Origin of the sequence: Pedobacter aquatilis (genome assembly GCF_032678425.1) — a bacterium.
GTDB classification, from domain to species: domain Bacteria; phylum Bacteroidota; class Bacteroidia; order Sphingobacteriales; family Sphingobacteriaceae; genus Pedobacter; species Pedobacter aquatilis_B.
Genome location: NZ_JAVTSG010000001.1, coordinates 776,523 through 788,796 on the forward strand (window position 1 = coordinate 776,523; position 12,274 = coordinate 788,796).

The following is a 12,274-nucleotide window of genomic DNA, read 5'->3' on the forward strand; positions in this document are numbered from 1 at the left end:
CGCTTTGCTAACATCCAGAATAGCGACATTGATTAATTCTTTACACGCCCACTCCGTCATTGCGAGGCACGAAGCAATCTTTATCAAAATAGATTGCTTCGTGCCTCGCAATGACGAAATCTTTTAAGTTAATTCTTCTTCATCGCCATATAATCCAAGGTCAGATTAGATAACAATTTAACACCCAATACAAATCCACTTTCATCTAAGTAGAAATCTGGTGTATGGTGCGATGGTGCTTTTAGCGGGTCTTTGCCTTTAGGCATTCCACCTAAAAATACAAACAAGCCAGGAATTTTCTCCTGAAAGAAAGAAAAATCTTCTGCTCCGGTAACAGGTGGCTTAAGTTTTACATGCGCTGTGCCTGCTGTAGCCTGCATACTTGGCAGCATTTTTTCAGTTAAAGCGATATTATTAAATGTTACCGGATAATGATTGCTGTAAGGGATTTTAACCTCTGCCTTTCCCCCTCCTGCTTCGGCAGTTTTGGTTGCAATTGTTTTTATCCGCTCGATAAACATCGCTTCATCTTCCTTACTGAAATTACGAACCGTACCCAGCATTTCTACTTTTTCGGGAATAATATTCGAACGTACACCGCCATTAATTGCGCCAATCGTTACCACACCAGGGTTTTCAGTTACATTTAAGTTTCTGCTTACAATGGTTTGTAAATTATTTACAATTTGCGTTGAAATCACAACCGGATCGATGCTGCTCCATGGATAAGCACCATGCGCCTGACGACCAGTTACCGTAATTTTCATGTCGTTTACGGCAGCCATTGTTCCGCCCGGGCGATAGGTTACATCGCCAGCTTCTGTTTGCGAATTAATGTGCAGGCCAAAAATCACATCAACCTTTGGATTTTCCAGAACACCTTCTTTAATCATTAAAGCGGCACCACCTTCTTCACCGACAGATACACCTTCTTCAGCTGGCTGAAAAATAAACTTTACCGTTCCAGCGATATCTTTTTGCATTGATGCAAGAACCTCTGCAACGCCCATCAAAATGGCCACATGACTATCATGACCGCAGGCATGCATCACGCCAACTTCTTGTCCGTTATACTGGGTTTTAACTTTTGATGCAAATGGCACATCTACCCTTTCTGTAACTGGCAAACCATCCATATCTGCTCTTAATGCTACTACAGGTCCAGGTTTACCACCTTTTAAAACCCCTACAACTCCGGTTTTTGCAACACCAGTGGTTACTTTAATGCCTAATGCTTCTAAGTGTTTTGCTATAATTCCAGCAGTTCTGGTTTCGGTATTGCCTAATTCCGGATGCTCGTGAAAATCGCGGCGCCAAGTGATTACCTTCTGTTCAATGGCATCAGCTTTTTTTGAAACTATTGGTCTCAAATCTGATTTTTGAGCATTGGCATGTATAGAAAGCGCACAAAGGCTTAACAGTATTAGTTTTTTCATAAAGGGATTGGTTCTGGTTAATTGATGAACTAATCTAAGAATTTTTAGTTGGGAAATTATTAAAAACAAATACAAACCTGTTCGCACCTTGTAGGGACCTTGTTCGAGACTTGTTCGAAAAAGCACCCCTTTTTTCGAACAAGGTCCGAACAAGTCTCGAAGAAGCTTCGAAGAAAGTAATTGTTAAATCTGATTTTTAAAAACAAAAAAGCCATTAAGTCTATGCTTAATGGCTAATAAATTATTTGATTAAAAACTTAGAATAACCTTAGTTAAATAATCCTTTTAGCTTATCCATAATACCACCAGATTCTGACGTATTACCACCTTGAGCCTGATTGCCACCATTGAACATGCCAATTACATCACTTACATCAAACTTACCATCAGCACCGCCGGCAAGATTTCCTAAAACATCCTGAATGTTGAAAGCGTTATCATTTGGGTCGGCAGTTTTTTTTGTTAGCTTGCTTAAAATTACCGGGATAACTGTTGACGCTAAATTCTTAGCGGTTTCAGCATTAATGCCTAAGCCAGCTAATTTATCTGTAAAATTTCCTGCTGCCTGTGCTGTAACTGGTGAGCCTTCTGTATTGCCGGTATTGAAAATTTCTGCCAAGCCACCAATATTACCAGAAGACAATTGATTTTTTAAAGCATCAAAAATAGAACCCGAAGCAGCCTGAATTACAGCTTCATTTTGTTCATTCGGAACTGCGCTGTTATTTACAACACTTTCCTGTACGTTCTCTCGAACCAATTCACTCAAATTTTCTAACATAATATTTAAAATTAATGTTTACAAAATAGGATGCTATAATTGTAGGAGATGTTAACTGCAAGTTACTTCCTTTAAAAGAAATAATGAAATGATTTTTTTGAACAAAAAAAGGACACTTTTAAAAATTTGCTTTACTACTTTTACAAAAAACAAAAATACTATGTTACCGAAAATAAATTTTACCGAAACAGAAGCCTACAAATATTTGGCAGATCATTTTATAGACATCAATGAGAAAAGCATTAAGGATTTATTTGCTGAAGATGCAGACCGCTTTGCAAAGTTCTCTTTATTTTTTGAAGACATTTTACTTGATTACAGTAAAAATAGAATAACCGAAGAAACATTTGCTTTGCTGATTCAGCTTGCCCGCGAATGCAAATTGGATGAAGCCATAAAATCGATGTTTAATGGCGATAAAATTAACGAAACGGAAGATCGTTCTGTACTTCACATCGCTTTGCGTAATTTAAGTAATACGCCAATATTAGTAGATGGTAAAGATGTAATGCCGGATGTTAATGCGGTGCTTGCTAAGATGGAGAAATTCAGCAATAGCATTATTAGTGGTGACTGGAAAGGACACACAGGCAAAGCGATAACAGATATTGTAAATATTGGTATTGGTGGTTCTGATTTAGGTCCGGTAATGGTTACCGAAGCTTTAAAGCATTACAAAAACCACTTAAACATTCATTTCGTTTCAAATATTGATGGAACACATATTGCAGAAACATTATCGGGTTTAAATGCTGAAACAACCTTGTTTTTAGTCGCATCTAAGACTTTTACCACGCAAGAAACCATGACCAATGCACATTCTGCACGTACGTGGTTTTTAGAAAAAGGAGGCAAAGAAAGTGATATTGCTAAACATTTCGCAGCATTATCTACGAACGCTAAAGATGTTTCGGCGTTTGGAATCGATACGGAAAACATGTTCGAATTCTGGGATTGGGTTGGCGGTCGTTATTCTTTATGGAGCGCAATCGGTTTATCCATCTCTTTAAGTATCGGATTTGATAACTTCAAACAATTACTAGCCGGAGCACACGCTGCTGATAATCATTTCAAAAACGCAGAATTTGAAAGTAATATACCTGTAATTTTAGGCTTACTAGGCGTATGGTACATTAATTTTTACAATGCTGAAACACAGGTTATTTTACCTTACGACCAATACATGCATCGCTTTGCGGCATATTTCCAACAGGGAGATATGGAAAGTAATGGTAAACATGTGGATAGAAATGGCAACGAAGTAGATTACGAAACTGGCCCGATTATTTGGGGCGAACCTGGAACAAACGGTCAACATGCTTTTTACCAATTAATACACCAGGGAACCAGAATTATTCCTGCAGATTTTATTGCCCCTGCACAAAGCCTAAATCCACTTGGCGACCACCATCCAATTTTATTATCGAATTTCTTTGCTCAAACAGAAGCTTTAATGAATGGTAAAACGGATGAAGAAGTTTCATCAGAATTAAAAAAAGATGGAAAAAATGCGGATGAAATTGCAAAACTAGCACCATTCAAAGTGTTCGAAGGCAACAGGCCAACCAATTCAATTTTATTGAAAAAAGTAACACCATATACTTTAGGAAGTTTAGTTGCGATGTACGAACACAAAATTTTTGTTCAAGGTATTATCTGGAACATTTTCAGCTTTGACCAATGGGGCGTTGAATTGGGTAAACAACTTGCTAAAAAAATCCTTCCTGAGCTAGATGGAAATGAGCAGGTATCGAGCCACGATAGTTCCACCAACGGATTGATAAATCAATACAAAAACTGGAGATAATATTTAGATAACATAAAAAAGCGAGCTAAACACTCGCTTTTTTTGTTAGAATTATATACTTTAGCTTTAATCTCCTATTTGTTTAGTTATAACAATTAAACGATTACTAATATTTTTTAAAAACCAAGAAATCAATCTAAACTGATTTCAAAAACAAACAAATTATCTAATGAAAAAAAGATTTCTTTTTGCTCTTGCCATTTCCGGTTTGTGCTTTAGTGCTTCTGCTCAAAAAGTGCAATTTTCCGAATTTGATTTAGACAACGGATTGCATGTTATTCTACATCAAGACAAAACTGCTCCAGTTGTAGCCGTTTCGGTAATGTACCACGTTGGCTCCAAAGATGAAGAAACAGAACGCACAGGTTTTGCTCACTTCTTTGAACATTTGCTTTTTGAAGGTTCAAAAAACATTAAACGCGGTGAATTTATGAAATTGGTGAGCAGTAATGGCGGTCAGAACAATGCCAACACCTCACAAGATCGTACTTTTTATTATGAAGTTTTCCCATCAAACCAGTTAGAATTAGGTTTATGGTTAGAAAGCGAGCGTATGCTACACCCGATAATTAACGAAGTTGGTGTAAAAACCCAAAATGAGGTTGTGAAGGAAGAAAAACGCATGCGTATCGATAATTCGCCGTATGGTAAATTCACCGAAAAAATCTTCACACATTTATTTGAAGGTCACCCATACAGATGGCAGCCAATTGGCTCAATGGAGCATTTAGATGCAGCAAAGCTTAGCGAATTTATTGCCTTCTTTAAAAAATACTATGTACCTAATAATGCAGTATTAACCATTGCTGGTGATTTAGACGTAGAAAAAACCAAAACACTTGTAAAACAATATTTTAACGAAGTTCCGAAAGGCGCTCCAATTGTTAGAAAAGAAGTGGTTTTACCTGAGATTAAGAAGCAAATTATTGATACCGCTTATGATGCAAACATCCAGATTCCGGCAATTTTTGCAGCGTATCGAGTACCAGGCATGAAAAGCAGAGAAAACAAAGTTTTGGGTATGATTAGCTCAATTTTATCTGGTGGAGGAAGTTCGAGATTAAGCACTAAAATGGTTGATGAGAAAAAGACTGCCCTACAAGTTGCGGCTTTTAACTATACACTTGAAGATTATGGTGCATACATCACTCTAGCTTTGCCAAACAAAAACACGCCACTTAACGATTTATTAAAAGATATTGATGAAGAGGTTTTACGCCTTCAAACGGATTTAATCAGCGAAAGCGATTATAAAAAACTTCAAAATCAGTTTGAGAATAGTTATGTAAGTGCAAACAGTAGAATGCTTGGTGTTGCCGAAAACTTAGCAAATGGTTATACTTTCCATAATAAGGATACCAACGACATTAATAAAGAACTTGATGTAATTAAATCGATTACAAGAGAAGAGATTAGAGATGTGGCTAAAAAATACCTGAACAAAGAACAACGCATTGTTTTGTATTATTTACCGAAAAAATAACTAAAGCTAAGTTTCATATTACATTATTTAAGACATGAAAAAATTATTCATAATAGCTGCAGTTTCCTTATTGGCTCAAGGTATTTCAGCACAAACAATAGATCGTAGCCAAAAACCAAAACCTGGTCCGGCACCAGTAATTACCATTGGCGACCCGGTTATTTATAAATTAGCAAATGGCATTACCGTTTTAGTTGTAGAAAACCATAAACTTCCAAAAGTTACGGCTAGTTACAGTATCGATGCCGGACCAATTACTGAAGGTGCTAAAGCTGGCGTAGTAAGTTTAATGGGCAGTATGCTTAATGAAGGAACAACCACTAAAACGAAGGCACAATTTGACGAAGCAGTTGACCAATTAGGCGCAAATGTTTCTACAGGGGCATCAGGCGGTTCGGTTTCGGCATTAACCCGTTATTTCGACCAGGCTTTTATGCTTATGGCAGAAAGCTTACGCAAGCCATCTTTTCCTGCTGCATCATTCGAGAAATTAAAATCTCAAACCTTAACAGGATTAAAATCAAACGAGAAAAGCGCAAAGGCAATTTCTACGAGAGTTGTAAATGCACTTTCTTACGGAATAAATCACCCAAGTGGCGAATTTACTACTGAAGCATCAATTAATGGTATCACGTTAGATGATGTTAAAGCCGTGTACACTAAATATGTAACTCCATCAAGAGGTTATTTAACTTTTGTAGGTGATATTAAACCAGCAGCAGCTAAGGCACTTGCAGAAAAAGCATTCGGCGATTGGAAAGGTTCGGCTTTAACTTTGCCAACGGTTGCAAAAGTTAACAATCCGGCTAAAACAGAAGTTGACGTTGTGAATGTAAGCAATGCTGTTCAATCAGAAATAACGGTTGCAAACCTTATCGATTTACCTTTAAGCAGCCCTGATTATTTCGCTGTTTTATTGGCAAATCAAATTTTAGGTGGTGGTTCAGAATCGAGATTGTTTATGAACTTACGTGAGAAACATGGTTTTACTTATGGCGCTTATTCTGGTACCGGTTCAGGTAGATTTCAATCTAAATTCTCGGCAAATGCAGCCGTTAGAAACGAGAAAGTGGACAGCGCTGTTGTAGAATTTTTAAGAGAGATTAACAACATTCGCACGACCAAAGTAACTGCGGAAGAATTACAAAATGCTAAAAACTTGTATAATGGTTCATTTGCATTGGGCTTAGAGAATCCTGCACGTACAGCTGGTTTTGCAAGCAGCATTTTAATTAACGATTTACCGAAAGATTTCTATCGCACTTATCTTCAAAAAATTAATGCAGTAACAACTGATGATGTTTTGCGTGTAGCTAAAAAATATTTTAACCATGATAATACCCGCGTAATTATTGTTGGTAAAACCGATGCATTTGTACCAGGTTTAACTAAAGCAGGCTTTACAGTTAAAACTTTTGATAATTATGCTGCGCCAGTTACGGCAACTTCAAATGCAGCAGCTGCACCAGCGAAGTCTGCTCAGGAAGTTATTGGTAGTTACATTAAAGCCATTGGTGGGGAAGCTGCTTTGAAAAAAGTAAATGCTTTACAACAAACCGGCGAAATGGATATGCAAGGCAATAAATTAGCCGTTTCATTCAAAAAAATGAATCCGAATATGAGCAGCATGGAAGTTTCTATGATGGGCCAATCGGTAATGAAACAAACTTTTAACGGCGCATCTGGTTACCAAATGCAAATGGGTAAAAAAGCTGATTTAACTGCTGAAGAGGTTGCAGAAGCTAAAGCAGATAAAGGGATTTTCAATCAACTTTACTACGGAACCGATGGCAGTAAAGTTGAAGCTGCAGGAACCGCTAAAGTTGGCAAAGCTGATGCTTACAAGCTTACGGTAACTTCTGCATCTGGCAAAAAGAAAACAGAATATTATGATGTTACTTCTGGATTACTTTTGAAAGAAGAAAGCACAACTACTAAAGAAGGTAATGAGATGACTCAAAGTACTGAATATTCAGATTACAAAAAAGTTGGTGATGTACTGTTTCCGCATACTATGATTCAAACCGTACAAACGGCAAGAGGTGGACAAGAATTTAACATCTCTATCAAAGAGATTAAGGTTAATCCAACTTTACAAGCTGCTGATTTTAATTAAGCAGATTTAAGTCAATATATAGCCGCTCTTTCCAGAGCGGCTTTTTTTATGTTTTTTTGGCTCGAAATTGGTTATATTTATATAGCCGTTTTAACATAAAAATTCTTTGATTTATGGAATAGGCTGAATTAATACATCTATAATTTGTATTAAAGACAAATGAAAAAGCTAAAATTATTATTGAGTATTATTTTTGCCGCGACTTTTATGCAGGCAATCGCTCAAACGGATAAAGAAACTACCGGGAGGATTATAACTGATCAGCACTATACTTTTAATGCTAATACAGCTATTCCAATGGCCAACAATGATATAAATCAGATATTGAGCAGTATGCCTGGAGCGATAGGTGGTGGAACGATAAATTTAACCGGTTCGCAATACGATTTAAAAGTTACTAAGGACAGTGTTGTCGCTTATTTGCCTTATTATGGGCGAGCCTTTAATGCTCCATATAACCCAACAGAGGGCGGCATTAAATTTAAATCGAAAGATTTTAGTTATAAATTAACTAAAAATAAAAAAGGTTCTTATACCATAAATATCCGAACGAATGATTTAAAACAGGAGAACTTTCAGCTAACCTTAATGGTTTCACAAAATGGTTATGCTAATCTTTTTGTTTTCAGTAACAATAAACAGTCAATAAACTTTCAGGGCACATTAGCTGAGCCTAAAAAGGATTAGCAGCCTACAGAATTGCATATAACCGCAATCTGATTATAGTAGAGCGTTTTTGATATTTACCATAAGCGCTGCGATGCAACGTTTTTGAATTGGGTTCAAAGATTTCTCGGCTGCGCTCGAAATGACGATGTTGGAATAGACTCTTAATTCAGCCGTCACCTCGACCGTAGCGGAGAGGTCTGCTAAGCTTGTTGAAAAATTGCCATACGAAGTGACGGTTTTATAAGAAAATCTTCTATCAAGGCCTCATCTTGAAATTATATAGCTTAATATTCTATCCGAATCGCGGCATGCAATGTTCCTTAAATCATTACAAAGATTTCTCGGCTGCGCTCGAAATGACGATGTTCGAACAGACTCTTAATTTAGCCGTCACCTCGACCGTAGTGGAGAGGTCTGTTAAACTTGTTGGAAAATTGCCATATGAAATGACGGTATCACATCAGGTCTTTGATAAAACTACTTCTTGCTTATCTTGATTTCGAAAATGTAGGGCCACTTCTTTCCTGCAACGAAAAGGCGTTTAGAAACTTTATCATATGCAATGCCATTTAAAACGTTATTTTCTCTTTCACCATCAGTCTTAAAATAATCCCTAATAGGGAACAAACCATTCAAATCAATTTTGCCTTCAACAGCGCCAGTTTTTGGGTCAATAATTACAATATCATTCGTTAAGTAAACGTTGGCGTATATTTTTCCATCGATAACTTCCAGTTCATTTAATTGGGAAATAGCGCCTTTATCATCGTAAACGTCAATAGAACCAATCTGGCTATAGTTATTTTTATCTAAAAAGTAAATGGTATTTGTTCCGTCAGAGTTCAGGATTTTCTCACCATCAAAAGCTAAGCCCCAACCTGCCTGACCTACAGAAAAAGGAAATTTTTTAATGAGTTTAAAGGTATTTTTATCGTACTCAAAAGCTGTTTTTTCCTGCCAGGTAATTTGTAGTATTTTATCACCAACTACCGTCATACCCTCTCCAAAATAAGCGGTATCCAACTTAACCTGTTGCAGTGCTTTACCACTTTTAATATCGACTTTCTTCAAATAAGAATTGCCTTTTTCACCGGTCCCTTCATAAAAAAAACCATCGTGGTATTCCAATCCTTCTACATAAGCCGTTGTATCATGCGGAAACTTAGCAATAACTTTATAGGTATATAAATCTGGCGCTTTAGCCGATAAGATATTAATGTTAGTGGTTAGATCTTCGAATTCGCTACCATTATAAATTTTCGCTGTGATGATGTGGTTACCTAATATCAAGCCTTCAGTTTTAAGCTTTACCGCAGCAGTGTCTGTTTTGGAAACAGATTTTATGGTATCGATTAGATAAACGACAGAATCGACTGGCTTGTCTTTTCCGAAAAGCAACTTTACCTCTACATCGTTTCCAGATTTTACGTTTAAGCCAATTAGGGGCGATATAAAACTGCGATAAGTTGAGGTTTCTTCTTTACATGAGCTTGCAAAGCTAATCGCAACTGCAATAAAAAATAAGGTTTTGATTTTGTTAATCTTCTGGCCAAAAAGCATCTTCAATATGGTTTAATGTAAATGTATTATCTTTTTTAAAAGTTATGGCAATAATATCAAAACGAATTTCCTTTTGATGGTTCATGATTTCTATATAAGCCAATGAACCCAGTTCCATCTGCTTTTGTTTTCGCTTCTCTACAAAATCTTCTGGCTGACCAAAAGCTACTGAAGTCCGGCTTTTAACTTCAACAAAAACCATTATTCCGTTTTTGTAAGCGATTAAATCTATTTCAGCTTTGCCATGAACCCAATTCTCATCCAAAATCTCGTAACCCTTATCTTCTAAATAAGCTTTGGCAAGTTCTTCACCTTTTCGACCTAAATCGTTATGCGTAGCCATTTTTAATTGTTGAATGAATGAATTTTAAATGACTGGATTATTGAATGAATGAGTTATTGAATTTGGCAGCTAGAATCTTAAAATCCCTAAATCCAATAAATCCTGTTCCTATTTTACGATTACAGAGCCCAGGAATTTTGAAATCTCCCGTTCAACATTTTTAATAACACCATATCGCTGCATTAAAATCATTTGATTATCGCCATCTGTTTCTTCCTTAATTTCTTTCAATAAAGTGGTTAAAATTTTGTCAACCTTTCTCTTTTTCAAGTGAAATATACCACCTAATATAGTTGCTTTCAAGTTCATTGACTCATCTTTAACATAAATAAGATGTTTATTTAACCAATTATCACTCAGCGCATAGGGCGAGGTTGATAAGTCGATAGCCAAATCAGCAATGGCTCTATCCTGATGTTTTATAAAGTGATTAGCCGTAGGAAGCCGACCATTGTCAAGCTCTGCTTTATAAAATTCAGCAATTTGTCTACATACCACATTATCGAACTCCACATCGGCCAAATTTTGCACGATGAACGAGCCAATGTACATATCATCAATTTTATCCCAATTAACAAATTCGTGACCGTAGGCTAAAAGAAGGCGTATGATTTCCTTCTCCTGATTTTCATCCGTTTCTGTTGCCTGACTGGCTGTAGATGGCCCATTATCATCCCATAAATCATCTGGCGGGCCTAGTGGCTCTGGCGGACCAGAATTATAATTGTTTTGATTAGCTCTTTGATTACTTTCGAAAGTTTTTTTAGTCTTGCTAGCCCGCATTTTATTGAGCTCAGACATCAGAATACTTTCTTCAATCTGCAATAAACTGCTACTTTCTCTAATAAAAACAGAAGCTTTAATCGGATCGGGAATTTTGGCTATACTTTCTACAATATCGCGGATAATTCCTGCTCTTTTAATTGGGTCGGTTCCGGCCTCCTTTAATAAAACATTGGCTTTATATAAGATAAAATCTTTGCGATTTTCTTCAATGTAAGTTTTGAATGCGCCTGCACCTACATGGTGCATGTATGAATCCGGATCGTGTCCATCAGGAAAGGAAACGATTTTTACATTCAATCCCTCTTCCAAAATCATATCCAAGCCACGAAGGGATGCTTTGATACCTGCAGCATCACCATCAAAAAGAATGGTTACATTTTGTGTAAAACGCCCAATTAGCTTAATCTGTTCAACGGTTAAGGATGTTCCGGATGACGCCACCACATTTTCTACCCCAGCCTGATGCACTGATAGTACATCAGCATAACCTTCGGCAAGGTAACAGTTGTCTAAATCGCGAATGGCTTTTTTAGCGTGAAATAAGCCGTATAGCACATTCGATTTATGGTAAATTTCACTTTCCGGAGAGTTTACATATTTAGGAACATTTTTATCGGTTTTTAACGTTCTGCCACCAAAACCAATAACCCTACCTGTAAAATTATGAATGGGAAACATCACGCGACCGCGAAACCTGTCGTAAATTTTCCCGTTATCGTTTTTAATTGATAAGCCGGTTTGCTCTAGGAATTCGAGTTTGTGGCCAGCGCCAACGGCCGATTGTGTCATCGCGTCCCAAACATCGGGTGAGTAACCAACTTCAAATTTCTTTAAAATATCTTCTCTAAAACCCCGCTCTTTGAAATAGCTAAGTCCAATGGTTTTACCCTCTTGCGTTTCCCAAAGTTGCTTTACAAAAAAAGTTGAGGCAAATTGAGAAACTACATAAAGGCTTTCCTTTGCATTTTGCGCCTCGGTATCCTGAGCAGAAAGTTCAGTTTCCTCAACCTCAATATTATATTTATTGGCTAAAAATTTAAGCGCTTCGGGATAAGAATATTTTTCATGGTCCATGATAAAGCGAACCGAATCGCCACCCTTTCCACAGCCAAAACATTTATAAATGCCCTTGGTAACCGAAACATGGAAAGATGGTGTTTTTTCTCCATGAAATGGGCAATTACCAATTAAGCTTGTACCACGTTTTTTTAAATGTACGAAATCCCCTACTACCTCCTCAATACGGGCGGTATCCATTATCTTATCTATCGTTTCGCGGTTTATCATATAGGT

The 12,274-nt window shown here is 37.0% G+C and carries 9 protein-coding genes; 4 read left to right on the forward strand and 5 right to left on the reverse strand.

Annotated elements, in window-relative coordinates; translation table 11 throughout:
• Positions 1-128: 128 nt before the first annotated feature.
• The gene (locus tag R2Q16_RS03195; RefSeq protein ID WP_316735128.1) at positions 129-1,436 is read right to left on the reverse strand and encodes an amidohydrolase; all 1,308 of its coding nucleotides are present in this window, start codon (positions 1,434-1,436) and stop codon (positions 129-131) included.
• A gap of 268 nt (positions 1,437-1,704) precedes the next feature.
• Positions 1,705-2,217 carry a hypothetical protein gene (locus R2Q16_RS03200; protein ID WP_316735130.1) on the reverse strand — a complete coding sequence of 171 codons (513 nt, stop codon included), beginning with the start codon at positions 2,215-2,217 and terminating at the stop codon, positions 1,705-1,707.
• Positions 2,218-2,377: 160 nt separating this feature from the next.
• Between R2Q16_RS03200 and pgi the strand changes: the two genes are divergently transcribed.
• The 4 genes from pgi (at position 2,378) to R2Q16_RS03220 (ending at position 8,310) form a co-directional block, all read left to right on the forward strand.
• Positions 2,378-4,024 (forward strand): glucose-6-phosphate isomerase, encoded by a 1,647-nt coding sequence (pgi, locus tag R2Q16_RS03205; protein WP_316735131.1) that lies wholly within the window; start codon positions 2,378-2,380, stop codon positions 4,022-4,024.
• A 169-nt stretch (positions 4,025-4,193) separates the two neighbouring features.
• The gene (locus R2Q16_RS03210) at positions 4,194-5,507 is read left to right on the forward strand and encodes a pitrilysin family protein (RefSeq protein WP_316735132.1); all 1,314 of its coding nucleotides are present in this window, start codon (positions 4,194-4,196) and stop codon (positions 5,505-5,507) included.
• 34 nt (positions 5,508-5,541) lie between these two features.
• Positions 5,542-7,623: an insulinase family protein gene (locus R2Q16_RS03215; protein ID WP_316735133.1), complete on the forward strand. Its 2,082-nt coding sequence runs from the start codon at positions 5,542-5,544 to the stop codon at positions 7,621-7,623.
• 159 nt (positions 7,624-7,782) lie between these two features.
• Positions 7,783-8,310 (forward strand): DUF4251 domain-containing protein, encoded by a 528-nt coding sequence (locus R2Q16_RS03220; protein ID WP_316735134.1) that lies wholly within the window; start codon positions 7,783-7,785, stop codon positions 8,308-8,310.
• A gap of 459 nt (positions 8,311-8,769) precedes the next feature.
• On the opposite strand, the gene R2Q16_RS03225 is transcribed toward R2Q16_RS03220, so the two are convergent.
• The 3 genes from R2Q16_RS03225 to dnaG all read right to left on the reverse strand — a co-directional run bounded on the left by R2Q16_RS03225 (position 8,770) and on the right by dnaG (position 12,268).
• Positions 8,770-9,852 carry a glutaminyl-peptide cyclotransferase gene (locus tag R2Q16_RS03225; RefSeq protein ID WP_316735135.1) on the reverse strand — a complete coding sequence of 361 codons (1,083 nt, stop codon included), beginning with the start codon at positions 9,850-9,852 and terminating at the stop codon, positions 8,770-8,772.
• Positions 9,830-10,195: a YraN family protein gene (locus R2Q16_RS03230; protein WP_316735136.1), complete on the reverse strand. Its 366-nt coding sequence runs from the start codon at positions 10,193-10,195 to the stop codon at positions 9,830-9,832. Before R2Q16_RS03230 ends, R2Q16_RS03225 begins: the two co-directional genes overlap by 23 nt.
• Before the next feature lie 108 nt (positions 10,196-10,303).
• Positions 10,304-12,268 (reverse strand): DNA primase, encoded by a 1,965-nt coding sequence (gene dnaG / locus R2Q16_RS03235; protein WP_316735137.1) that lies wholly within the window; start codon positions 12,266-12,268, stop codon positions 10,304-10,306.
• Positions 12,269-12,274 lie beyond the last annotated feature (6 nt).